Here is a 22,536-nt window from a genome sequence, read left to right as displayed (position 1 = left end):
GCATGAGTGCACGATTCGATGCCATCGGGATGGTCGTCTCCGACATGGCCGCCTCCGTCGCCTTCTACCGGCGGCTCGGGTTCGCCTTCCCGGAGGGGGCCGAGGAGCAGGGACACGTGGAGGCCGCGCTGCCGGGAGGGCTGCGGCTGCTGCTGGACACGGAGGAGGTGGTCCGGTCCTTCCACACGGGATGGGAGGCGCCGTCGGGCGGGGGCAGGACCTCACTGGCGCTGCGGTGCGACAGCCCCGCGGAGGTCGACACGGTTTTCGCGGAGATGGTCGACGCCGGGAGCGGTTTCGAGCTCAAGCCGTGGGACGCCGTGTGGGGGCAGCGGTACGCCGTCCTCCTCGACCCGGACGGGAACGGGGTGGACCTGTTCGCGCCGCTGGCCCCGAGCGGTCAGTAGCCCGCGCGGCGGCAGGCCCGTCAGGTCCCGTACCTCACGGGAGAGGTGGGCCTGGTCGGCGTAGCCGGTCCGGGCGGCCGTCTCCGCGAGGGGGACGCCCGTCCGGGCCAGGGCGAGGGCACGGCGCATCCGGAGGATGCGGGCCAGGGTCTTCGGACCGTAGCCGAACGCGGCCAGCGAGCGGCGGTGCAGCCGGCGGGCGCCCACGCCCAGTTCGTCGGCGGTGGCGGCGACCGTGCGGCCCGCGTCGAGGGCGGTGACCAGGCGGCCGAGCAGGGGGTCGGGCGGGGGTGTCTCCGCCGCCCGGCGCAGGGCCAGGTCCTCCAGGGCGTGCGCCGGATCGTCCGCCGCGTTCACACGGGCGGTCATGCGGCGCACGTCGGCCGCCGGCCACAGGTCGGACAGGGCGACGCGGAGGTCGCGCAGCTCGTGGGCGGGCACGCCCAGCAACGCGGGCGCGGTGCCGGGAGGGAAGCGGACGCCCGCCCAGGCGCTCGGCCGGCCCTCGGTGAGGTGGGCGCGGGTGTCGGGGCCGGCGACCAGCAGGCGGCCCTCGTTCCAGAGCAGGTCCATGCAGCCGTCGGGGAGCACCCGGCCCTCCCCGGCGGTGGACGGCCTGTTGGTCCACACGACCGCGCCCGTCATCCGTGACGCCCGCTCCCGGTACACGGCCCCAGGCTACGCCGCCCGGTTCCGCCACTCCTGCGGGCTGACGCCGTAGGCCCGTTTGAAGGCCGTGGACAGGGCGAAGGCGCTGCCGTAGCCGACCTGGCGGGCGATCGCGCCGAGGGTGTCGTCGGTGTCGCGGAGGCGGTCCGCGGCGAGGGCGAGGCGCCAGCCGGTGAGGTACGCCATCGGGGGTTCGCCGACGAGTCCGGTGAAGCGGCGGGCGAACGCGGCGCGGGAGACGCCGGCCTTCGCGGCGAGTGAGGCGACCGTCCACGGGTGGGCGGGGTCGTCCTGGAGCAGGCGGACGACCGGGCCCACGACCGGGTCGGTCCTGGCCCGGTACCAGGCGGGCGGCTCCGCCTCCGGGCGGGCGAACCAGGCCCGCAGGGCGGCGATGACCAGCAGGTCCAGCAGCCGGTCCAGGACAACCTCCTGGCCGGGGGCGTCGCGCACGACCTCGTCCATGAGGAAGGGGGTGAGCGGGCAGTCCCAGACGTCGGTGGTGAGGGAGAGCAGCGGCGGCAGCGCGTCGAGGAGCCGGCCGCCGATCTCGCCCCGCATCCGGTAGGTGCCGATCAGCATCACCGTCCCGCTCTCCGGCCGGTCGCCCCAGGTGCGGACGCCGAGGTCCATGACGCCGTTGAGGGGTCGTCCGTCGGGGTGGTGGCACTCGCCGCCGGGCAGGATCAGCGCCTGCGGGGGCGTGGCCGGGTCGTCGGCGCAGGTGTAGGGGTCGGGGCCGCGTGCGACGGCGAGGTCGCCGGGGCGCAGCCGGATGCGCTCCCCCCCGTCCGGCACGATCCACGCCTCGCCGCGGACGAGCAGCATCACCGTCAGGGGGGCGCGGTCCTCCACGCGGATCGCCCACGGCGGGTCGAAACACGCCCGGATCATGAACGCGCCCCGGGCGCGCGGACCCTCGAGCAGGCCGGTGAGAGCGTCCATGGGGTCAGCGTAGACGCGGGCTCATGGGAACGAGCCGTTCGGCGATGGTTCCGTGCGGTGTGCGGGAGTTGACTCGTCGGCATGACACAGGACATCGGGAACACGACGATCGTGGTGACGGGCGCGACGGGGCGTACGGGGAGCCGGGTGGCGCGGGCCGCCGGGGCGGCGGGGCTGACGGTGCGGGCGGCGTCACGGGCGACCGGGTTCGACTGGGCGGACCGGTCGACGTGGGCGGACGCCCTGCGGGGTGCGGACGCGGCCTATCTCGTCCACCCCGCCGACGTCGGCGCGCCCGGTACCGCCGAGGCGGTCGGCGAGCTGGCCGGCACGGCGGTCGGGCTGGGGGTGCGGCGGCTGGTGCTGCTGTCCGCGCGGGGCGAGGACCAGGCCCTGCCCACCGAGGAGGCGCTGCGGGCGTCGGGCGCGGACTGGACGGTCGTACGGGCCGCGTGGTTCGCGCAGAACTTCAGCGAGGGGCCGCTGGCGGCGGAGGTGCGGCGCGGGGAGCTGGTGTTCCCGGCGGGTGGGGTGGCGGAGCCGTTCGTGGACGTGCGGGACGTCGCGGAGGTGGTGGTGGCCGCGGTGACGGATGGGGAGCGGTACGCGGGGCGGACGCTGTCCCTCACCGGGCCCCGGCTGCTGACCTGGGGCGAGGCGGTCGCGGAGATCGCGGCGGCGACGGGCCGGCCGCTGACGTACCGGGCGGTGCCGGCACGGGACTACGGTGAGGCGCTGGTCGGTTTCGGGGTGCCGCGGGAGGAGGCCGCGTTCCTCACCGAGCTGTTCGGGACGCTGCTGGACGGCCGGAACGCGCGGGTGGAGGACGGGGTGCGGCGGGTGCTGGGGCGGGAGCCGCGGGACTTCGCCGGCTTCGTGGCGGAGGAGGCGGCGGCCGGCGTCTGGAAGGCGTGAGCCGAGGGGTTTTCGCCCCCGCCGCCCTTACCCGTCCCGTCCCGGGGCGCTGCCCCCGGACCCCCGCTCCTCGAACGCCGGGGGGGGGCTGGGATGCCGGCGTTCGAGGAGCGGGGTCGGGAAACTGCTCACTTCTCCTCGTGCCCCGGCCCCTCCCCGTTCCTCGGGTGGGCGGACTTCACGTGCGTGCGCAGTCGTGAGGTGACGTCCTCCGGGGGCAGGAAGCGGGACCAGCGTTCGGGGAACTCGGAGGGCATGTCGGGGTCGGCCGCGCCGGCCGCGGCGGTGCGGGCGACGTACTCGGCGACCTGCGCCTGCCGCAGCCGCTCGTTGGCCTCGCGGGCCGCGGCCGTCGCGGCGGCCGGCCAGACGCGGTCGATGGCCGCGTTGACCGCGGCGCCGACGAGCACGGCGAACGCGGAGACACCGATCCACAGCAGGACGGCGACGGGGGCGGCGAGGGAGCCGTAGATGGTGGGGCCCTCGACGGTGTTGGTCAGGTAGAGCCGCAGCAGGAAGCTGCCGAGCACCCACATCGCGAGGGCGACCAGCGCGCCGGGCACGTCCTCGATCCACGGGGAGCGCACGGGCACGGAGACGTGGTACAGCGTGGTCAGGAAGGCGACGGAGAGCAGGATGACGACCGGCCAGTAGAGGATCTGGACGAGCGTCGTCGACCAGGGCACCACCCGGACGACCGCGTCCGGTCCCGCCACCATCAGCGGCAGCGCGATCGAGCCGATCAGCAGGGCCACGATGAACAGCAGGAAGGCCAGCAGCCGGGTCTTGACGATGCCCCGCACGCCGTCGAGGCCGTACATGACGGTGATGGTCTCGATGAAGACGTTCACCGCGCGGGAACCCGACCACACGGCGATCAGGAAACCGAGGGAGATCACGTCGGGCCGACCGCCCTTGGTGACGTCCCTCAGGATCGGCTCGGCGACCTCCGTCACGCCCCGGTCGGACAGCACCGTCCGGGAGGCGTCCAGGAGGTTGCGCTGCACGCTCTGGATGGTGTCGGCGCCGGTCCAGGCATCGACGTAGCCGAGCAGGCCGATCAGGCTGAGCAGCAGCGGGGGCACCGACAGCAGCGTGAAGAACGCCGCCTCGGCCGCCAGGCCCAGGATGCGGTACTCCATGCACGAGTTGACGGTGTCCTTCAGCAGCAGCCAGGCGGTCCTGCGTTTGGAGACGTTCCGGTAGAGGGCCCGGGCCCGGTGGAGGCGGCCGGAGGGCGCGTCGGGGGATTCACTTGCTGGCTGCACGACCTAAAGGTATCCGTCGTACCAGGTGGCACTCACCCTCAGGCCGGATCGGTGGGTGAGGCCGGCGTACCGCGGGGTAGGTTCGTGGACATGGCAGGCACCACGCACAGCGTGACCAATCAGGCTCCCCCGCTGGTCCAGTACGACGTGTTCGGCGCCGACCGGGCACTGGTGGAGGCGGTCGAGCGGCATCTGGCGCCGGACGTACGGGACGAGGGCCTCTCCGAGCTGTCGGGGCTGGGGCGGACCGCCGGGTCCGCGCAGGTGCAGGAGTGGGGGGTGCTGGCGAACGAGAACCCGCCGCGGCTGCGCACCCACGACCGCTACGGTCACCGGATCGACGAGGTCGACTTCCATCCGTCCTGGCACCGGCTGCTCGGCAAGGGCGTCTCGGCGGGGCTGACGGCGGCCTGGGGGCGGCCGGGCGGGCACGTGCGGCGGGCGGCGGCGTTCGTGGTGTGGACGCAGGTCGAGGCAGGCAACGGCTGCCCGCTGTCGATGACCCACGCGGCGGTCCCCGCGCTGCGCGCCGATCCGGCGCTGGCGGCGGAGTGGGAGCCCCGGCTGACGTCGACGGTCTACGACCGTGCCCTGCGGCCGCCGGGGCAGAAGCCCGGTGCCCTGTTCGGGATGGGCATGACGGAGAAGCAGGGCGGCAGCGACGTACGGGCGAACACGACGGCGGCGCGCCCGCTGGCCGAGGACGGCGCGTACGAGCTGACCGGGCACAAGTGGTTCTGCTCGGCGCCGATGTCGGACGCCTTCCTGGTGCTGGCGCAGGCGCCCGGCGGGCTGACGTGCTTCCTGGTGCCGCGGGTGCTGGAGGACGGCACGCGCAACGTGTTCCTGATCCAGCGGCTGAAGGACAAGCTGGGCAACCGGTCCAACGCGTCGGCCGAGGTCGAGTTCGCCGGGACGTGGGCGCGCCGGGTCGGCGAGGAGGGGCTCGGGGTGCGCACCATCATCGGGATGGTGGCGGCGACCCGGCTGGACTGCGTGCTGGGTTCGGCGGGGCTGATGCGGCAGGCCGTGGCGCAGGCGGTGCACCACTGCGCGTACCGGGAGGCGTTCGGCGGGAAGCTCGTCGACAAGCCGCTGATGCGCAACGTACTGGCCGATCTGGCGCTGGAGTCGGAGGCGGCCACCACGCTGGCGCTGCGTCTCGCGGCGGCGTACGACGACGGGGGCGAGCAGGAGCGGGCGCTGCTGCGGATCGCGGTGCCGGCGGCGAAGTACTGGGTGACCAAGCGGTGCGCGCCGCTCGCGGTGGAGGCGGCGGAGTGCCTGGGCGGCAACGGGTACGTCGAGGAGTCGGGGATGCCCCGGCTGGTGCGGGAGTCGCCGCTGAACTCCGTCTGGGAGGGCGCGGGCAACGTCCAGGCGCTGGACGTGCTGCGGGTGCTGCGCCGGGAGCCGACGGCGCTGGACGCGTATCTGCGGGAGGTCGGGCGGGCACGCGGGGCGGATCACCGGCTGGACGCCGCGATCAAGGACCTGCTGACCGAACTGGCGGACCTGGAGGGCGTCGAGGCGCGGGCGCGGCGGCTGACGGAGCGCCTCGCGCTGGTGCTCCAGGGGTCGCTGCTGGTGCGGTACGCGCCGCCGGAGGTGGCGGACGCGTTCTGCGCGGCGCGGCTGGGCGGGGACGGGGGCGCGGCGTTCGGGACGCTGCCGCACACGCTGGACCTGGCGTCGGTGGTGGAGCGGGCCCGGCCGGTGTCCTGAGGGGCCCGCCCAAGGGGCGCGGGGAACCGCGCGACCAGCCACCCACGACCCGACAGCCGCCGCCCCAAGGGGCGCGGGGAACCGCGCGATCAGCCCCCCACGGCCCGACAGCCGCCGACGCACATCAAGCCGCACCCCGTGCCGCGCACACCGTCGAGCTGCCGCGGGCACGACGCGGGGGTGGTGCTGCGCCGACACGGCACCACCCCCGCCGCACGGGCCCCTTACGAGCCGTGGACGCCGCTCGGGACGGCGTCGCTCAAGTCTCGGACAGCCGAGGGCCCTCCACCAGGGTTGCAAGGGGTTGCAACGTGCCGCCTCCGTGGCCGTACCGGGCATTCGTCCCCGGGGCGGACGGCAGTATGAGTCCCGACAGCTCTCTTCCTGGAGGACCGACCGGTGGCGCTCTCACCGATGGACGTGACGCAGCTGGCCGCCGTCGACACGGCGCGTGCGGCGCGGGTGCTCGACGAGGTCCGCTCCGCCGCGCTCTCCGGGCAGCGCACGCCCGTGGCTCCCCGCCCGGTGATCGGGCAGTCCTGGGAGCGGATGCTGCGCAGCGGTGTGGACCCGGACCACGGCTTCCGCAGCGGTCTGCTGTCCTCGGAGGAGGTGCAGCGGCGGCGGGAGGCGTCGCCGCTGCGGCAGGTGCTGCCGGTGCTGCGGGAGGGGCTGCTGTCGGTCGCGGACGTCGCCCACCAGATCATGGTGGTGGCCGACGGAGAGGGCCGGGTGCTGTGGCGGGAGGGCAGCGCGCCGGTGCTGCGCAAGGCCGACGAGCTGGGCCTCGAGATCGGCGCGGACTGGCGCGAGGAGGTCGTCGGCACCAACGGGGTGGGGACGCCGGCGGTGACGCGGCACCCCGTGCAGGTGTTCGCCGCCGAGCACTTCGTACGGTCGCACGCCACCTGGACGTGTGCCGGGGCGCCGATCACCGATCCCCGCGACGGGCGGCTGATCGGCGTGGTGGACGTGAGCGGGCCGCTGGAGACGGTGCACCCGGCCACGCTGGCGTGGGTCGATTCGGTGGCCAAGCTCGCCGAGGCGCGGCTGCGGGAGACACATCTGCGGTCGCTGGAGCGGCTGCGGGCGGTGGCGGCGCCGGTGCTGGCCCGGATCGACGGACGGGCGCTGGTCGTGGACCGGCAGGGGTGGACGGCGGCGGTGACGGGGATGCCGTACACGGAGCGGCTGGCGCTGCCCGCGTCGGTGTCGGCGGGCATGCGGTGGCTGCCGGCGCTGGGCCGCTGCTCGCTGGAGCCGCTGGCCGGGGGCTGGCTGGTGCGGGCGGCGGACGAACCGGTGGCACGTGCCGCGACCCGGATCGTGCTGGACCTGCGGGAGCCGCGCCGCCGGTCGGTGGAGGTGTCCGGCGAAGCGGGCTCCTGGACCCGGGAACTGAGCCCCCGGCACGCCGAGTTGCTGTACCTGCTGGCCGTGCGCCGCTCGGGGCGCAGTGCCGCGGACCTCGCCCGGGACGTCTTCGGCGACCCGGCCCGCACGGTGACGGTCCGCGCGGAGATGTCCCGCGTACGCCGCTACCTGGGCCCCCTGCTGGACCACCGCCCCTACCGCTTCACGGAGGCCACTGAGGTGGAGCTCCTGCTCCCGGACGGCCCCCACGGTCCGTTCCCCCACCGGGCGGACCCGGCCGCGGGCCGTCGACGGCGGCCGGTGCGGGAGGACTGACTCCCCCGCCCGTCAAGACCGCGCGGGGCCGTACAGACGTACTCCGGAGTGCCTCGGAAGGTCGCTGTTTCGCATATTTGCAGGGTCTTCCGCTCCCCGGCCGGCCGGCTGCCGTAGCATCCCGCTACGCGCCACCCCAGCTGCTCCACGGTCAACCCTCGGAACACCGGACGCAGTTGGCTCGTCTCGGGAGGACGTCATGAAGCATCGCGGCAGACACCGTCGACGCAGGCAGGGCAGGGCGCTGCGGGCGGTGCTGGCCGGGACCGCCCTCGCGCTGACCGCGGCCGCCACCATGATCAGCGCCTCCCAGGCCACCGACGCCGACGACCCCGGAGCGCTGAAGCCGCTCACCGCGCCCGCCGGGACCGCGCCGCTGCGGCTGACCGAGCACCACGTGCCGCGCGACGCGCTGGACCGGCTCTCCGACGGGATGGGCCGGCCGGTCGGTGTCGGTTCCGTGCTCGCCGATCCCGACGGCTCCCTGGGCGGAGCGGAGGACTGTACGGACGACGACCGGCGGGCCCTGCCGGTCGAGCCCGCGGCGACCCGCGCGTACTGCTGGCCGGGCGCCGACACCGACGGCTGGCGGTCCGGCGCGGTCACCACCTCCGGGGACGCGGACGACGACGGCCGCTGGGGCGAGCACCGGGTGATCCTCTCGGGGTGGAGCCGCAGCACCGGCACGCCGTCCGAGGACGGTCTGGCCCGCGTCGCCTTCGTGGACGCCGGCGACCCCGACGACCTCCGTTACACCTGGGCCCTGCTGACCGTCCCCGTGGACGGCGGCCGTGACTACCGCGGGCTGGGCTCCGCCGTGTCCGGCATGGTCTGGTACCAGGACAAACTGCTGGTCACCGCGGGTCCGGCGGACGACAGCGCGCTGTACGTGTACGACCTGGCACGGGTCCAGCGGGCCACCGTGGACGGCACGTCGGTGGGACGGGTGCCCGGCGGCTGGTCGGCGGCGGGAGCGCGGTACGTGCTGCCGGCCGTCGCCTCCTACCGGACCGGCGGGGCCGGCGCGCCCCGGCCGGGCGGCCTCTCCCTGGACCGCAGCACCGCGCCCGACAGCCTGGTCGCGTACGAGGCGGTGCCCGCGGACGAGGACGGGCCGACCCGGCTGTGGCGGTACGCGTTCAGCACCGGGCCGGAGCGTGCGGGACTGCTCGACACGGACCCGGTCGGGGTGTACGAGACGGAGCTGACCGGTGTGCGCGGCGTGCTGTCGTACCGGTCGGGCTGGTACCTGGGCCGGACGACCGGGACGCCGGAGGAGCGCGGCACGCTGTGGCGGCAGGACACGGACGGGGCGCGCCCCACCCGCTGCGGCGCGGACGAGACGCACCGCTGCTGGAGCGGTCGGGCGGCGTCCCTGTCCTACTGGGAGGAGAGCGGCGACGTGTGGTCCCAGTCCGGCCGGATGCTGTTCGCCCTGCCGCTGGCGTCCGTGGACCGGTCCCTGGACTAGGACCTGTCCGCACCCTGATCAGGCGTTCGACAGGGGCGCGTGCCGGGTGGTTCCCTTTCGGGCATGACGACCATCTCCGTGACCACCTGGTCCCTGGAGCAGACCGCGCCCACCGACCTCCTTCCGGCCGCCGTGCCCGAGGGGGACGTGCGGGTCGTCCGCTCCGAGGTGCCCTCCCCCGAGTTCAGCCGTTTCCTGTACGCCTCGGTCGGCGGGGACATCCGCTGGACCGACCGGCTGGGCTGGACGTACGCGCGGTGGCTGGAGCACCTGGACCGGCCCGAGGTGGAGACGTGGGTCGCCTACGACCGGGGGACGCCGGCCGGGTACGTGGAGCTGGAGGCCCAGGAGGGCGGGGTGGTCGAGATCGTCTACTTCGGGCTGCTGCCCGCCTTCCGGGGGCGGCGCATCGGCGGGCACCTGCTGTCGTACGGCACGGCCCGCGCCTGGGACCTGGCGGACCGCCGGCCGGGGCTGAAGCCGACCACGCGGGTGTGGCTGCACACCTGCAGCAAGGACGGCGAGCACGCCCTGGACAACTACCTGCGCCGCGGCTTCACCCTGTTCGACACCAAGGTCGAGGAGGAGCCGGAGGCGCCGACGCCGGGTCCGTGGGCCGGGGCATACCCCGCCTGACCAGCACGGACAAGACCACCTGCGGAGCTTGTGACCAAAGACACCCTTGTCTCTCATGCCGAGACAAGGATGTCCGCATCCCGGACGAAGCTGGACTGTGTCCAGATCGCCGTGCCACGCTTCCGTCATGCCTGGAACTGGAACCGCCTTGGTGAGTCGGCGGCACGTCGACCTCGGCCGCATGTCCAGCGCCATCTGTCCGGCGCGCTGAGAGCACCCAGCACCGCCCGACATCTCTTCTTCGCCTCACTCCCCGCGCAATGACGCGCACTCGTACCCGTGCGCATGTAAGCGCAGGTCAGAGCCGCATTCCCGCCTGTCCCGAAGGACGTATCAACCATGGCCGCCACCCCGCAGAAGCCTGCCCCCGCGCAGAAGCCTGCCGCCGCGACTCCCCGCCGCAAGGTGAGCCGTCACCGCGGAGAGGGACAGTGGGCCGCGGGTCACTTCACCCCGCTCAACAGCAACGAGCAGGTGAAGAAGGACGACGACGGTCTCAATGTGCGGACACGCATTGAGACGATCTACTCCAAGCGCGGTTTCGACTCGATCGACCCCAGCGACCTGCGCGGCCGGATGCGCTGGTGGGGTCTGTACACCCAGCGCAAGCCCGGGATCGACGGCGGCAAGACCGCGATCCTGGAGCCGGAGGAGCTGGACGACGAGTACTTCATGATGCGGGTGCGCATCGACGGCGGGGCGCTGACGACCCGGCAGCTGCGGGTCATCGGCGAGATCTCGCAGGAGTTCGCGCGCGGCACCGCCGACATCACCGACCGGCAGAACATCCAGTACCACTGGATCCGGGTCGAGGACGTCCCCGAGATCTGGGACCGGCTGGAGGCCGTCGGCCTGTCCACGGTCACCGCCTGCGGCGACACCCCCCGCGTGATGATCGCCTCTCCCGTCGCCGGCATCGCCGAGGACGAGATCATCGACGGCACCCCGGCGCTGGAGGAGATGAAGCGCCGCGTCCTGGGCAACAAGGCGTATTCGAACCTGCCCCGGAAGTTCAAGACGGCCATCTCCGGCTCGCCCGTCCTCGACGTGGTGCACGAGATCAACGACGTCGCGTTCGTCGGCGTCCGCCACCCCGAGCACGGTCCGGGCTTCGACCTGTGGGTCGGCGGCGGACTGTCCACCAACCCCAAGCTGGGTGTGCGGCTGGGCACCTGGGTGCCGCTGGAGGACGTCCCCGACGTCTATGAGGGCGTCCTGTCGATCTTCCGTGACTACGGCTACCGCCGGCTGCGCAACCGGGCCCGCCTGAAGTTCCTGGTCGCCGACTGGGGCCCGGAGAAGTTCCGCCAGGTGCTGGAGGACGAGTACCTGAAGCGCAAGCTGACCGACGGGCCCGCGCCCGATCAGCCGGTGCGGCAGTGGCGTGACCACATCGGCGTGCACCGCCAGAAGGACGGCCGCTTCTACGTCGGTTTCGCCCCGCGCGTCGGCCGCGTCGACGGCACCACCCTCACGAAGATCGCCGACCTCGCGGAGGCGCACGGCTCCGGCCGGGTCCGTACCACCGTCGAACAGAAGATGATCATCCTCGATGTCGCGGAGGACCGGGTCGACTCCCTCGTCGAGTCCCTGGAGGCACTGGACCTCAGCGCCAGGCCCTCCCCGTTCCGGCGCGGCACGATGGCCTGCACCGGCATCGAGTTCTGCAAGATCGCCATCGTCGAGACCAAGGCGCGCGGCGCCTCGCTGATCGACGAACTCGAGCGCCGCATCCCGGAGTTCGACGAGCCGATCACCATCAACCTCAACGGCTGCCCGAACGCCTGCGCCCGTATCCAGGTCGCGGACATCGGTCTCAAGGGCCAGCTGATGCTCGACGAGCAGGGACGGCAGGTCGAGGGCTACCAGGTGCACCTCGGCGGAGCCCTCGGCCTGGAGGCCGGCTTCGGCCGCAAGGTGCGCGGCCTGAAGGTGACCGCGGACGAGCTGCCCGACTACATCGAGCGGGTCCTCAAGCGCTTCCAGGAGGAGCGCGAGGACGGCGAGCGGTTCGCGACCTGGGTCGGCCGCGCGTCGGAGGAGGCCCTGTCGTGAGCGAGCGTGCCGCGCCGTTCTACTGCCCCTACTGCGGAGACGAGGACCTGCGCCCGGCCGAACAAGGCCACGGGGCGTGGGAATGCGGCGCGTGCAACCGAGCCTTTCAGCTGAAGTTCCTCGGGCTGCTGGCCCGGGGACCCCGGCGATCCGACACGGGAGGGGACCGGACATGACGGCTGTTCAGGAAGAGCGCACCACCGAGGAGCTGAAGGCACTGGCCGAGCGGGCGGGCCGGGAGCTGGAGGACGCCTCCGCGCTGGAGATCCTCCGGTGGGCCGCCGAGACCTTCGGCAAGGGGTTCTGCGTGACCTCCTCGATGGAGGACGCGGTCGTCGCCCACCTCGCCTCCCGCGCGATGCCCGGCGTGGACGTGGTGTTCCTCGACACCGGCTACCACTTCCCGGAGACCATCGGCACCCGCGACGCGGTGGAGGCCGTGATGGACGTGAACGTCATCACGCTGACCCCGCGGCAGACGGTCGCCGAGCAGGACGCGGAGTACGGCCCGAGGCTGCACGACCGCGACCCCGACCTGTGCTGCAAGCTCCGCAAGGTCCGGCCGCTGGAGGAGGGCCTGAAGGATTACGTGGCCTGGGCGACCGGCCTGCGCCGCGACGAGTCCCCGACCCGGGCGAACACCCCGGTCGTCGGCTGGGACGAGAAGCGGCGGAAGGTGAAGATCTCCCCCATCGCGAAGTGGTCACAGGAAGATGTGCAAGCGTACGTCGACGAGCACGGCGTCCTCACGAATCCGCTGCTGATGGACGGCTACGCCTCCGTGGGCTGCGCGCCCTGCACCCGCCGGGTGCTGGAGGGTGAGGACGCCCGCGCCGGCCGCTGGGCGGGCCGCGCCAAGACCGAGTGCGGGCTGCACGGCTGACATGACGACGACCACCGGACCATCGACATCCAGGGAGAACCACGTGACGACCGGAGCCACCGTCTGGCTCACGGGTCTGCCGAGCGCGGGCAAGACCACCATCGCCCACGAGCTGGCGGGCCGGCTGCGCGAGCAGGGCCGCCGGGTCGAGGTCCTCGACGGCGACGAGATCCGCGAGTTCCTCTCCGCGGGCCTCGGCTTCACCCGCGAGGACCGGCACACCAACGTGCAGCGCATCGGCTTCGTCGCCGAACTGCTCGCCCGCAACGGCGTCCTCGCGCTCGTCCCGGTCATCGCGCCGTACGCGGACAGCCGGGACGCGGTCCGCAAGCGGCACGAGACGAACGGCACGCCGTACGTCGAGGTGCACGTGGCGACCCCGGTCGAGGTGTGCTCCGTACGCGACGTGAAGGGCCTGTACGCCAAGCAGGCCGCGGGTGAACTCACCGGACTGACCGGCGTGGACGACCCGTACGAGGAGCCCGAGACACCCGATCTGCGGATCGAGTCCCAGAACCAGACCGTGCAGGAGTCCGCGGCGTCGGTGTACGCCGCGCTCAGCGAAAGGGGACTGGCATGACGACCGTCGCCACCGTGAAGGAGGGCACGGACAGCCCGTACGCCCTCTCCCACCTGGACGCCCTCGAGTCCGAGGCGGTGCACATCTTCCGCGAGGTGGCGGGCGAGTTCGAGAAGCCGGTGATCCTGTTCTCCGGCGGCAAGGACTCCATCCTCATGCTGCACCTGGCGCTGAAGGCGTTCACCCCGGCGCCGGTCCCGTTCTCGCTGCTGCACGTCGACACCGGGCACAACTTCCCCGAGGTCCTCGACTACCGCGACCGTACGGTCGCCAAGCACGGGCTGCGGCTGCACGTCGCCTCCGTGCAGGACTACATCGACCGCGGGGTGCTCAAGGAGCGCCCGGACGGCACCCGCAACCCGCTGCAGACCGTGCCGCTCACCGAGAAGATCCAGAGCGAGCGGTTCGACGCCGTCTTCGGCGGTGGCCGCCGCGACGAGGAGAAGGCCCGCGCCAAGGAGCGGGTGTTCTCGCTGCGCGACGAGTTCTCCCAGTGGGACCCGCGCCGCCAGCGCCCCGAGCTGTGGAACCTGTACAACGGCCGGCACGCCCCCGGTGAGCACGTCCGCGTGTTCCCGCTGTCCAACTGGACCGAGCTGGACGTGTGGCAGTACATCGCCCGCGAGAACATCGAACTGCCGGAGATCTACTACGCGCACGAGCGCGAGGTGTTCCAGCGCTCCGGCATGTGGCTGACCGCCGGTGAGTGGGGCGGCCCGAAGGACGGCGAGAAGGTCGAGAAGCGGCTGGTGCGCTACCGGACCGTGGGCGACATGTCCTGCACCGGCGCGGTGGACTCCGACGCCGACACCATCGAGAAGGTGATCACCGAGATCGCCGCCTCCCGGCTCACCGAGCGCGGCGCCACCCGCGCCGACGACAAGCTCTCCGAGGCCGCGATGGAAGACCGCAAGCGCGAGGGGTACTTCTAAAGATGAGCACCATCACCACCGAGGAGCTCGCGGCCACCACGCTGCTGCGGTTCGCCACCGCCGGCTCCGTCGACGACGGCAAGTCCACCCTGGTGGGCCGGCTGCTGCACGACTCCAAGTCGGTCCTCACCGACCAACTGGAGGCCGTGGAGCGGGCGTCGGCGAGCCGCGGGCAGGAGACGCCCGACCTCGCGCTGCTCACCGACGGCCTGCGGGCCGAGCGGGAGCAGGGCATCACCATCGACGTGGCCTACCGCTACTTCGCCACGCCCCGGCGCCGGTTCATCCTCGCCGACACCCCCGGCCACGTGCAGTACACGCGGAACATGGTCACCGGCGCCTCCACGGCCGAGCTGACGGTGATCCTGGTCGACGCCCGCAACGGCGTCGTCGAGCAGACCCGCCGGCACGCCGCCATCGCCGCCCTGCTGCGCGTGCCGCACGTCGTCCTCGCCGTCAACAAGATGGACCTGGTCGACTACGAGGAGTCCGTGTTCGCCCGAATCGCCGAGGAGTTCACGGCGTACGCGACCGAACTGGGCGTCCCCGAGGTCACCGCGATCCCGATCTCGGCGCTGGTCGGCGACAACGTGGTGGAGCCGTCCGCGCACATGGACTGGTACGGCGGCCCCACCGTGCTGGAGCACCTGGAGACCGTCCCGGTCAGCCACGACCTGGCGCACTGCCACGCCCGGCTGCCCGTGCAGTACGTGATCCGGCCGCAGAGCGCCGAGCACCCCGACTACCGCGGCTACGCCGGCCAGATCGCCGCCGGCACGTTCCGGGTGGGCGACCCGGTGACCGTACTGCCGTCCGGGCGGACGACGACGGTCACGGGGATCGACCTGCTGGGCGAGCCGGTCGACGTCGCCTGGACGCCGCAGTCGGTGACGCTGCTGCTGGCCGACGACATCGACATCTCCCGCGGTGACCTGATCGTCCCCAGCAAGGACGCGCCGGCCACCACCCAGGACGTCGAGGCCACCGTGTGCCACGTCGCCGACCAGCCGCTGACCGTCGGCCACCGGGTCCTGCTCAAGCACGGCACCCGCACCGTCAAGGCGATCGTCAAGGACATCCCGTCCCGGCTGACGCTGGACGACCTGTCGCTGCACCCGCACCCCGGGCAGCTCACCGCCAACGACATCGGCCGGGTGAAGATCCGCACCGCCGAACCGCTGCCCGCCGACTCCTACGCGGACTCACGGCGCACCGGTTCGTTCATCCTCATCGACCCCAGCGACGGCACCACGCTCACCGCCGGCATGGTCGGTGAGTCCTTCGCCGCACCGGAGCCCGTCAAGGACGAGGCCGAGGACGACGGGTGGGACTTCTGAGCATGAACCCCACCGATTTCTACTCCGGGTTCGCGAAGGAGGGCGGCCGCGTCGGCAGCGGCGCCCTCGGCGCCGGGCAGGGCGGGGTGGCCCGGTGTGCGCGCTGACGTACGCGCACCGCTCGCGCGCCCTCACCCCCCGCCGCCGTAGACGAAAACCCGCCGACTTCCCGGCCACGGTCTGAGACCAGGACCGTGACCGCCGGGCCTCCGAGAGGAACACCTCCCGTGCCTGCCACCTCCGCCCCGCGCCGCGCCCTCGCGGTCATGGCCGTGCTGCCGCTGCTCACCCTGGCAGCCTGCGGCTACGGCTCCCAGGCCAAGGACGACGACACCGCGAAGGTCGCCGCCGGGGCGAAGAAGACCGACGGTCTCGACTCCGTCAGGATCGGCTACTTCGGCAACCTCACGCACGGCACCGCGCTGGTGGGCAACAAGAAGGGCCTGTTCCAGAGGGAACTCGGCGGCACCGAGGCGAAGTACGCCGTCTTCAACGCGGGACCCTCGGAGATCGAGGCGCTCAACTCCGGCTCCCTCGACATCGGGTTCATCGGCCCGTCCCCCGCCGTCAACGGCTACACCAAGTCCGGCGGCAAGAACCTGCGGATCATCGGCGGTTCGGCGTCCGGCGGGGTGAGCCTCGTGGTGAACCCGGACACGATCACGTCCTTGGAGGACGTCAAGGGCAAGCGGATCGCGACCCCGCAGCTCGGCAACACCCAGGACGTCGCGTTCCTCAACTGGGCGGCCGAGCAGGGCTGGAAGGTCGACGCGCAGAGCGGCAAGGGCGACGTCACGGTCGTCCGCAGCGACAACAAGGTCACCCCGGACGCGTTCAAAGCAGGCTCGATCGACGGCGCCTGGGTGCCGGAGCCGACCGCGTCGAAGCTGGTCGCCGAGGGCGGCAAGGTGCTGCTGGACGAGGCGACGCTGTGGCCGGACGAGAAGTTCGTGATCACGAACATCATCGTGCGCCAGGAGTTCCTCGAGGAGCACCCGAAGGCCGTCGAGGCGGTACTGAGGGCGTCCGTCGAGACCAACGAGTGGATCAACGCCCACCCGGAGGAGGCGAAGGCCGCCGCCAACGAGCAGCTGGAGGCCGACTCCGGCAAGGCACTGCCCGCCGAGGTGCTGGACCCGGCGTGGGAGTCGATCGAGTTCACCGACGACCCGCTGGCCGCCACGCTCGACGCCCAGGCGGAGCACGCCGTCGAGGCGGGACTGCTGGAGGAGCCGGACCTGGCCGGCATCTACGACCTCACGCTGCTCAACGAGGTCCTGAAGACCGCCGGCGAACCGGCCGTCGACGACGCCGGACTCGGCGCCAGGTAAGCCCGGATCACGAAGAGTCCCCAGGAGGTGACGACCATGGCCACGACCCTCGCCAAGGCCGCCGACGGCACCGAGGCGGCCACCCACGCCGCCCGCATCGAGCACGTCTCGAAGTCGTTCGCGGGCCCCGCCGGACAGCAGCTCGTGCTGGACGACATCAGCCTCGATGTCGCACCCGGTGAGTTCGTCACCCTCCTGGGTGCCTCGGGCTGCGGCAAGTCCACCCTGCTCAACCTGGTCGCGGGGCTCGACCGCCCCACGGCCGGCACGATCGGCACGGACGGGCGGCCGGCCCTGATGTTCCAGGAGCACGCCCTCTTCCCGTGGCTGACCGCGGGCAAGAACATCGAACTCGCCCTGAAGCTGCGAGGCGTGCAGAAGACCGAGCGCCGCGAGCGGGCCGAGGAACTCCTCGAGCTGGTCCGGCTGAAGGGCTCGCACGGCAAGCGGGTGCACGAGCTGTCCGGCGGTATGCGCCAGCGGGTGGCGCTGGCGCGGGCGATCGCCCAGGACAGCCGGCTGCTGCTGATGGACGAGCCGTTCGCGGCGCTGGACGCCATCACCCGGGACGTGCTGCACGACGAGCTGACCAGGATCTGGAGCGAGACGCGGCTGTCCGTCCTGTTCGTCACGCACAACGTGCGCGAGGCCGTGCGGCTCGCACAGCGGGTGGTGCTGCTGTCGTCCCGTCCGGGCCGGATCGCCCGCGAGTGGACGGTGGACATCCCGCATCCGCGCCGTATCGAGGACACCGCCGTGGCGGAACTGTCCGTAGAGATCACCGAAGAACTCCGTGGGGAGATCCGCCGTCATGGCCAGCACTGAGACGACCGCCAAGGACAGGGACGGGGGCGACCTCGCCGGTCTGGAGGCGGGCCTCGACGCACTGGAGACGGTGCAGACCGGACGCAAGCCGCTGCGGCAGACCTTCGTGGAGAAGATCCTGCCGCCGCTCATCGCCGTCGCCCTGGTGCTGGCGGTGTGGCAGGCCCTGGTCTCCTTCAAGATCGTCGACGATCCGACCAAGCTGCCCTCGCCGGGCGCGGTGTGGGACGTGCTGCGCCAGGCGTGGCTCCAGGGCGAGCTGCTCGGCTACATCTGGACCAGCGTCTCGCGCGGTCTGCTCGGCTTCTTCTTCGCGCTGCTGATCGGCACCCCGCTGGGGCTGCTGGTGGCGCGGGTGAGGTTCGTGCGCGCGGCGATCGGGCCGATCCTGTCCGGTCTGCAGTCGCTGCCGTCGGTGGCGTGGGTGCCGCCGGCGGTGATCTGGCTGGGGCTGAACAACCAGATGATGTACGCCGTCATCCTGCTCGGGGCGGTCCCCTCGATCGCCAACGGCCTGGTCTCCGGCGTCGACCAGGTGCCCCCGCTGTTCCTGCGGGCCGGGCGGACGCTGGGCGCGACGGGGCTGAAGGGCACCTGGCACATCGTGCTGCCGGCCGCGCTGCCGGGCTATGTGGCGGGGCTGAAGCAGGGCTGGGCGTTCTCCTGGCGTTCGCTGATGGCCGCGGAGATCATCGCGTCCTTCCCCGACCTCGGCGTGGGTCTCGGGCAGCTGCTGGAGAACGGCCGCAACGCCAGCGACATGGCCATGGTCTTCGAGGCCATCCTGCTGATCCTGACCGTCGGCATCGCCATCGACCTGCTGATCTTCAGTCCGCTGGAGCGGTGGGTGCTGCGCAGCCGCGGTCTGCTGGTGAAGGGCTGAGGGACATCATGCGCCGTCCGGTCCTTCTCGTCGTCGCCCACGGCAGCCGCGATCCGCGGCACGCCGCGACCGTGCACGCCCTGGTGCGGCGGGTGCGGTCGCTGCGGCCGGGGCTGCGCGTGGAGACCGGGTTCCTGGACTTCAACATCCCGTCCGTCACGGGGGTGCTGGAGTCCCTGGACGCGGAGGGCGTCCGCGACGTGGTCGCCCTCCCGCTGCTGCTGACCCGCGCCTTCCACGCCAAGGCGGACATCCCGGCGGTGCTGGCGGACGCCCCGCCGCGGCTGCGGATCCGCCAGGCCGAGGTGCTGGGCCCCTCACCGCTGCTGACGGCGGCGCTGGAGCGGCGGCTGTACGAGGCGGGCCTCGCGCCCGCCGACAAGTCCTCGACCGGGGTCGTCCTGGCCTCGGCGGGGTCCTCCGACCCGGAGGCGATCGCAGTGATCGCAGCAATCGCGCGGGAGTGGCGGCACACCGGTTGGTGCGCCGTGCGGCCTGCGTTCGCCTCCGCGTCCCTCCCCCGCACCGAGCAGGCGGTCCGCGAACTGCGTGCCCTCGGCTGCGCACGCGTCGCCGTCGCCCCGTACGTCCTGGCCCCCGGTTTCCTCCCGGACCGGATCGCCCGGGGCGCGGCGGAGGCGGACGTCCTGGCGGACGTGCTCGGCCCGGCGCCGGAGGTGGCGCGGCTGCTGCTGGAGCGGTACGACGAGGCGCGGGTACCGCTGCTCGCGGCGGTCGGCGCCTGACCTCAGTCCCCGGTGAGCTCCACCAGTTTGAGCACCGTGTTCCAGTTGCGGCTGGTGGCGACGACGCCCTTGGTCAGGCGCGGCTTGGAGAGGTGTTCGGCGAGTCTGGAGCGGCCCAGGCCGTTCGGGGCGTAGAGGTAGAGGGCGCGGTCGCCGAGGCGGAACTCCTCGGGGAGGTACGCCTGCTGGTCGATCTCGGCGAAGCGCTCGGGGGTGACGGGCGCGGAGAAGTAGGTGACGTGGAGCTGCTTGGGCTCCAGTTCGTCGGCCGGGAACGGGCAGGCGTCGACGATGCCCTTCAGATAGGCGTGGTCGCGCACGATCACGTCCACGGCGAAGCCGAAGCGCCGCTCGATCTCCGTCGACAGCTCCGCGGCCAGTGACTCCTCGTCGCCGTGCGGGGCGGTGAACACCGCCTGGCCGCTCTGCAGGTGGGTGCGCACCCCGTCGTGGCCGAGGCCCTCCATGAGGGCGCGCAGTTCGGCCATCGGGACTTTCCTGCTGCCGCCCACGTTGATCCCGCGCAGCAGCGCCGCGTATCTCGTCGTCGCCATGGGGACACCCTAGGACCGCCGTCGTACCCCGCGGGGGTGTGCCCTACGACGGTGGCGCACCGGAACCCTGGCCACCGGCCCCGACACGCCCGGATACGTGTAAGGGGTCACTGTCCTCCCCAGTGGGGAGGAGCCGGGCACCGAGGGGATGACCCGGGGTCCCCGAGCTTCACCGGTCAGCACGAGGAGACGGACTTATCCGGCCCCTACCTTCGAAAGGGTCAGGTGGCGGCAGGGGGTCGCTGCCGAACACGAGGGAGCGAGCCCGTCATGGGGAACGGACAATCACGGGTGCGGGGCCTCGCCGCACGGGCCGGCGGCTGGAGCGCCCGGCACCGCTGGGCGGCCGTCGGCATCTGGGTGCTGTTCGTCGTGCTGGCGATGGGACTCGGTTCGGCCGCGGGCCGGGTCGACGTCGGCGACAGCGATCAGCTCAAGGGAGAGACCAGCACCGCCGCCCGCATCATCGAGGACGCCGGCATCGAGGAGCCGGCCGGTGAGACCGTGCTCGTCCAGGCGAAGGACGAGGGTCTCACGGCCACGGACGCCGCGTTCCGGTCGGCGGTCGGCGCGGTCGTCGCGGCCGTGGAGAAGACCGGCGAGGTCACGGACGTCGTCTCGCCGTACGAGAGCGGCACCATCTCCGAGGACGGGCGCAGCGCGCTGGTCCAGTTCGACGTGCGCGGCGACTCGGACACCGCCGGTGAGCGGATCGAGCCGGTGCTGAACGCCGTGGAGGACGTCCAGAAGGACCACGAGTCGCTGCGGATCGAGGAGATCGGCGGCGCCAGCATGATGAAGACGTTCGACGACGCGTTCGGCGACGACTTCAAGAAGGCCGAGTACTCCGCGGTGCCGGTGGCCCTCGGCATCCTGCTGATCGCGTTCGGCGCGCTGGTGGCGGCGCTGCTGCCGGTGGCGCTGGCGATCACCGCGATCATGGCGACGATGGGTCTGATGGGCCTGGTCAGTCATCTGCAGCCGATGAGCGAGACCGCGAACTCGGTGATGCTCCTTGTCGGCCTGGCCGTCGGGGTCGACTACTGCCTGTTCTACCTGCGCCGTGAGCGTGAGGAGCGGGCGGCCGGACGGGACGCGCGGACCGCGCTGCGGATCGCCGCCGCGACCAGTGGCCGCGCGATCGTCGTCTCCGGTGTCACGGTGTGTGTCGCCATGGCGGGCATGCTGTTCACCGGGATCGCCGAGTTCGAGGCGATGGGCCTGGCCTCGCTGATGGTCGTGGCGGTCGCCATGGTCGGCTCCGTCACCGTCCTGCCCGCGCTCCTGTCGCTGCTGGGCGAGCGGGTCGAGAAGGGCCGCGTGCCGTTCCTGCGCCGGCGGCGCACCGGCGGCAACGGTGACAGCCGGTTCTGGTCGGCCGTACTGAAGCGGGTGCTCGCCAAGCCGGTGCTGTCGGTCGTGGTGGCGACCGGTGCGCTGCTGGCGGTGGCCGCTCCGGCGGTCGGGATGAAGACGCAGAACCTCACCCTGGACCAGGAGTTCGGCGACTCGCTGCCGATCGTGCAGACGTACAACCGGGTGAACGACGCCTTCCCGGGCGGCTCCGAGCCGGCCGAGGTGGTCGTCAAGGCGGACGACATCAACGCGCCCGAGGTGAAGGCCGCGCTCGCCGAGTTCCGTGAGCGGGCGATCAGTTCGGGGGCCTCGCGCGGCCCGGTCGAGATCAAGCTGCACGACCAGCGGAACGTCGCGTTCGTCTACGTCCCGCTGGTGGGCGGCTCCGACCAGGACAAGGCGGCCGAGAGCCTGGACACGCTGCGCGACGAGGTGCGGCCCGCCACGCTCGGCGAGGTCGACGGCGTCGAGGCGCCGATCACCGGGCAGGTCGCCGGGAACAAGGACTTCAACGACCAGCTGGTCGGCTCCGTGGTCCCGGTCTTCGCCTTCGTGGTGGTCTTCGCCTTCCTGGTGATGCTGCTGTCGTTCCGCTCGCTGGCGGTCGCGGTCACCTCGATCGTGCTGAACCTGCTGTCGGTGGGCGCCGCGTACGGCATCCTCGTGGCGGTCTTCCAGCACGGCTGGGGCGCGTCCCTGGTGGGCGCGGAGGGCGTCGGCGCGATCATCACGTGGCTGCCGCTGTTCCTCTTCGTGATCCTGTTCGGCCTGTCGACGGACTACCACGTGTTCGTGGTCTCCCGGATCCGCGAGGCCCGGCTGCGGGGCCGTACGACGCGGGACGCGGTCCAGCACGGCGTGGTCACCACGGCCGGCGTGGTCACCAGTGCCGCGGTCATCATGGTCGCCGTGTTCGGGATCTTCGGGACGCTGTCCATGCAGTCCATGAAGCAGATGGGCGTCGGCCTCGCGGCGGCGGTGCTGATCGACGCGACGGTCATCCGGGGCGTGCTGCTGCCGGCGGTGATGACGCTGCTCGGCGAGCGCAACTGGTACCTGCCGAAGTGGCTGCACCGGATGCCCGACCTCACCCACGACGAGTCGCCGGAGGCGGCGGCGGTGACGCCGCCGACGTCACGGGACGACGAGGGGGAGCGGGTGCCGGTGTGATCCGGTAGGCGCGGCAAGGGCCCGGCGGTTTTCCGCCGGGCCCTTCTTCGTGGGCGGGGGTGGGTCGCGCCGCCCGGCGCGTACGGGGTGCCGCCGCGCCCACCCGTGCCGCTGGGGGCACCGCCCAGGCCCTTCAAGGCACTGGGGGAGGCACGACTG

21 protein-coding genes and 1 pseudogene are annotated in these 22,536 nt (G+C 72.6%); 18 read left to right on the top strand and 4 right to left on the bottom strand.

The genetic code is table 11. The annotated features are described in order from the left end of the window. Nucleotides 1-2 precede the first annotated feature (2 nt). Nucleotides 3-407 (top strand): VOC family protein, encoded by a 405-nt coding sequence (locus tag ACH5AO_RS34035; protein ID WP_398931518.1) that lies wholly within the window; start codon nucleotides 3-5, stop codon nucleotides 405-407. Here ACH5AO_RS34035 and ACH5AO_RS34030 read toward each other — a convergent pair. Next, nucleotides 390-1,076 (bottom strand): annotated as a pseudogene (locus tag ACH5AO_RS34030) (helix-turn-helix domain-containing protein); the annotation flags it as partial. The gene ACH5AO_RS34035 and the pseudogene ACH5AO_RS34030 overlap by 18 nt on opposite strands. 9 nt (nucleotides 1,077-1,085) lie before the next feature. Continuing rightward, nucleotides 1,086-2,021 carry an AraC family transcriptional regulator gene (locus tag ACH5AO_RS34025; protein ID WP_398931517.1) on the bottom strand — a complete coding sequence of 312 codons (936 nt, stop codon included), beginning with the start codon at nucleotides 2,019-2,021 and terminating at the stop codon, nucleotides 1,086-1,088. A gap of 81 nt (nucleotides 2,022-2,102) precedes the next feature. Between ACH5AO_RS34025 and ACH5AO_RS34020 the strand changes: the two genes are divergently transcribed. Continuing rightward, nucleotides 2,103-2,936, top strand: coding sequence for an NmrA family NAD(P)-binding protein (locus ACH5AO_RS34020; protein WP_398931515.1), 834 nt, complete (start codon nucleotides 2,103-2,105; stop codon nucleotides 2,934-2,936). A 128-nt stretch (nucleotides 2,937-3,064) separates the two neighbouring features. Here ACH5AO_RS34020 and ACH5AO_RS34015 read toward each other — a convergent pair whose 3' ends face one another. Beyond that, nucleotides 3,065-4,204 carry a YihY/virulence factor BrkB family protein gene (locus ACH5AO_RS34015; RefSeq protein ID WP_398931513.1) on the bottom strand — a complete coding sequence of 380 codons (1,140 nt, stop codon included), beginning with the start codon at nucleotides 4,202-4,204 and terminating at the stop codon, nucleotides 3,065-3,067. Nucleotides 4,205-4,294: 90 nt separating this feature from the next. Between ACH5AO_RS34015 and ACH5AO_RS34010 the strand changes: the two genes are divergently transcribed. From ACH5AO_RS34010 to ACH5AO_RS33940, 15 genes are all read left to right on the top strand, one after another. After that, nucleotides 4,295-5,929, top strand: coding sequence for an acyl-CoA dehydrogenase family protein (locus ACH5AO_RS34010; protein WP_398931511.1), 1,635 nt, complete (start codon nucleotides 4,295-4,297; stop codon nucleotides 5,927-5,929). 399 nt (nucleotides 5,930-6,328) lie between these two features. Then, entirely contained in the window at nucleotides 6,329-7,618 is a 1,290-nt protein-coding gene (locus ACH5AO_RS34005; protein ID WP_398931509.1) for a GAF domain-containing protein, read from the top strand. Between the two features lie 199 nt (nucleotides 7,619-7,817). Continuing rightward, on the top strand, nucleotides 7,818-9,089 hold the full coding sequence (locus ACH5AO_RS34000) for a hypothetical protein (RefSeq protein ID WP_398931507.1): 1,272 nt from the start codon (nucleotides 7,818-7,820) through the stop codon (nucleotides 9,087-9,089). A gap of 63 nt (nucleotides 9,090-9,152) precedes the next feature. Beyond that, nucleotides 9,153-9,725 (top strand): GNAT family N-acetyltransferase, encoded by a 573-nt coding sequence (locus ACH5AO_RS33995; protein ID WP_398931504.1) that lies wholly within the window; start codon nucleotides 9,153-9,155, stop codon nucleotides 9,723-9,725. A gap of 55 nt (nucleotides 9,726-9,780) precedes the next feature. Next, entirely contained in the window at nucleotides 9,781-9,936 is a 156-nt protein-coding gene (locus ACH5AO_RS33990; RefSeq protein ID WP_398931502.1) for a putative leader peptide, read from the top strand. A 128-nt stretch (nucleotides 9,937-10,064) separates the two neighbouring features. Next, the gene (locus ACH5AO_RS33985) at nucleotides 10,065-11,780 is read left to right on the top strand and encodes a nitrite/sulfite reductase (protein ID WP_398931500.1); all 1,716 of its coding nucleotides are present in this window, start codon (nucleotides 10,065-10,067) and stop codon (nucleotides 11,778-11,780) included. Then, nucleotides 11,777-11,956 carry a hypothetical protein gene (locus tag ACH5AO_RS33980; protein WP_398931498.1) on the top strand — a complete coding sequence of 60 codons (180 nt, stop codon included), beginning with the start codon at nucleotides 11,777-11,779 and terminating at the stop codon, nucleotides 11,954-11,956. The genes ACH5AO_RS33985 and ACH5AO_RS33980 overlap by 4 nt, the downstream gene beginning before the upstream one ends. Continuing rightward, nucleotides 11,953-12,663 carry a phosphoadenylyl-sulfate reductase gene (locus tag ACH5AO_RS33975; protein ID WP_030861308.1) on the top strand — a complete coding sequence of 237 codons (711 nt, stop codon included), beginning with the start codon at nucleotides 11,953-11,955 and terminating at the stop codon, nucleotides 12,661-12,663. Before ACH5AO_RS33980 ends, ACH5AO_RS33975 begins: the two co-directional genes overlap by 4 nt. Nucleotides 12,664-12,706: 43 nt before the next feature. Continuing rightward, nucleotides 12,707-13,243, top strand: coding sequence for an adenylyl-sulfate kinase (gene cysC, locus ACH5AO_RS33970; RefSeq protein ID WP_030861310.1), 537 nt, complete (start codon nucleotides 12,707-12,709; stop codon nucleotides 13,241-13,243). Continuing rightward, on the top strand, nucleotides 13,240-14,175 hold the full coding sequence (gene cysD, locus ACH5AO_RS33965; protein ID WP_398931496.1) for a sulfate adenylyltransferase subunit CysD: 936 nt from the start codon (nucleotides 13,240-13,242) through the stop codon (nucleotides 14,173-14,175). Before cysC ends, cysD begins: the two co-directional genes overlap by 4 nt. Nucleotides 14,176-14,177: 2 nt before the next feature. Continuing rightward, nucleotides 14,178-15,512 carry a sulfate adenylyltransferase subunit 1 gene (locus ACH5AO_RS33960; RefSeq protein ID WP_398931494.1) on the top strand — a complete coding sequence of 445 codons (1,335 nt, stop codon included), beginning with the start codon at nucleotides 14,178-14,180 and terminating at the stop codon, nucleotides 15,510-15,512. A 227-nt stretch (nucleotides 15,513-15,739) separates the two neighbouring features. Continuing rightward, a complete protein-coding gene (locus tag ACH5AO_RS33955) occupies nucleotides 15,740-16,843 on the top strand; it encodes an aliphatic sulfonate ABC transporter substrate-binding protein (RefSeq protein WP_398931492.1) in 1,104 nt (367 codons plus the stop codon). A gap of 36 nt (nucleotides 16,844-16,879) precedes the next feature. Further along, nucleotides 16,880-17,668: an ABC transporter ATP-binding protein gene (locus ACH5AO_RS33950; RefSeq protein WP_398931490.1), complete on the top strand. Its 789-nt coding sequence runs from the start codon at nucleotides 16,880-16,882 to the stop codon at nucleotides 17,666-17,668. After that, nucleotides 17,655-18,551, top strand: coding sequence for an ABC transporter permease (locus tag ACH5AO_RS33945; RefSeq protein WP_398931487.1), 897 nt, complete (start codon nucleotides 17,655-17,657; stop codon nucleotides 18,549-18,551). Before ACH5AO_RS33950 ends, ACH5AO_RS33945 begins: the two co-directional genes overlap by 14 nt. 8 nt (nucleotides 18,552-18,559) lie before the next feature. Beyond that, a complete protein-coding gene (locus tag ACH5AO_RS33940; protein ID WP_398931485.1) occupies nucleotides 18,560-19,297 on the top strand; it encodes a sirohydrochlorin chelatase in 738 nt (245 codons plus the stop codon). Nucleotides 19,298-19,299: 2 nt separating this feature from the next. On the opposite strand, the gene ACH5AO_RS33935 is transcribed toward ACH5AO_RS33940, so the two are convergent. After that, nucleotides 19,300-19,851, bottom strand: coding sequence for a DUF1697 domain-containing protein (locus tag ACH5AO_RS33935; RefSeq protein WP_398931483.1), 552 nt, complete (start codon nucleotides 19,849-19,851; stop codon nucleotides 19,300-19,302). Between the two features lie 270 nt (nucleotides 19,852-20,121). On the opposite strand from ACH5AO_RS33935, the gene ACH5AO_RS33930 reads away from it, so the two are divergent. Then, nucleotides 20,122-22,377, top strand: coding sequence for an MMPL family transporter (locus ACH5AO_RS33930; RefSeq protein ID WP_398931481.1), 2,256 nt, complete (start codon nucleotides 20,122-20,124; stop codon nucleotides 22,375-22,377). The last annotated feature ends 159 nt before the right edge of the window (nucleotides 22,378-22,536 follow it).

Origin of the sequence: Streptomyces sp. NPDC018964 (genome assembly GCF_044390325.1) — a bacterium.
Classification (GTDB): domain Bacteria; phylum Actinomycetota; class Actinomycetes; order Streptomycetales; family Streptomycetaceae; genus Streptomyces.
The sequence above is the reverse complement of the archived record's forward strand: the minus strand, read 5'-3'. Positions and strand labels throughout refer to the sequence as shown.

Excerpts from the sequence above, each read along its gene's own strand:
- ACH5AO_RS33945 (WP_398931487.1), top strand. The coding sequence starts at position 17,655 with ATGGCCAGCACTGAGACGACCGCCAAGGACAGGGACGGGGGCGACCTC.
- cysD (WP_398931496.1), top strand. The coding sequence starts at position 13,240 with ATGACGACCGTCGCCACCGTGAAGGAGGGCACGGACAGCCCGTACGCC.
- ACH5AO_RS34000 (WP_398931507.1), top strand. The coding sequence starts at position 7,818 with ATGAAGCATCGCGGCAGACACCGTCGACGCAGGCAGGGCAGGGCGCTG.
- ACH5AO_RS34020 (WP_398931515.1), top strand. The coding sequence starts at position 2,103 with ATGACACAGGACATCGGGAACACGACGATCGTGGTGACGGGCGCGACG.
- ACH5AO_RS33960 (WP_398931494.1), top strand. The coding sequence starts at position 14,178 with ATGAGCACCATCACCACCGAGGAGCTCGCGGCCACCACGCTGCTGCGG.
- ACH5AO_RS33990 (WP_398931502.1), top strand. The coding sequence starts at position 9,781 with ATGCCGAGACAAGGATGTCCGCATCCCGGACGAAGCTGGACTGTGTCC.
- ACH5AO_RS34035 (WP_398931518.1), top strand. The coding sequence starts at position 3 with ATGAGTGCACGATTCGATGCCATCGGGATGGTCGTCTCCGACATGGCC.
- ACH5AO_RS34025 (WP_398931517.1), bottom strand. The coding sequence starts at position 2,021 with ATGGACGCTCTCACCGGCCTGCTCGAGGGTCCGCGCGCCCGGGGCGCG.
- ACH5AO_RS33930 (WP_398931481.1), top strand. The coding sequence starts at position 20,122 with ATGGGGAACGGACAATCACGGGTGCGGGGCCTCGCCGCACGGGCCGGC.
- ACH5AO_RS33995 (WP_398931504.1), top strand. The coding sequence starts at position 9,153 with ATGACGACCATCTCCGTGACCACCTGGTCCCTGGAGCAGACCGCGCCC.
- ACH5AO_RS34010 (WP_398931511.1), top strand. The coding sequence starts at position 4,295 with ATGGCAGGCACCACGCACAGCGTGACCAATCAGGCTCCCCCGCTGGTC.
- ACH5AO_RS33935 (WP_398931483.1), bottom strand. The coding sequence starts at position 19,851 with ATGGCGACGACGAGATACGCGGCGCTGCTGCGCGGGATCAACGTGGGC.
- ACH5AO_RS33985 (WP_398931500.1), top strand. The coding sequence starts at position 10,065 with ATGGCCGCCACCCCGCAGAAGCCTGCCCCCGCGCAGAAGCCTGCCGCC.
- ACH5AO_RS33975 (WP_030861308.1), top strand. The coding sequence starts at position 11,953 with ATGACGGCTGTTCAGGAAGAGCGCACCACCGAGGAGCTGAAGGCACTG.
- ACH5AO_RS33950 (WP_398931490.1), top strand. The coding sequence starts at position 16,880 with ATGGCCACGACCCTCGCCAAGGCCGCCGACGGCACCGAGGCGGCCACC.
- ACH5AO_RS33940 (WP_398931485.1), top strand. The coding sequence starts at position 18,560 with ATGCGCCGTCCGGTCCTTCTCGTCGTCGCCCACGGCAGCCGCGATCCG.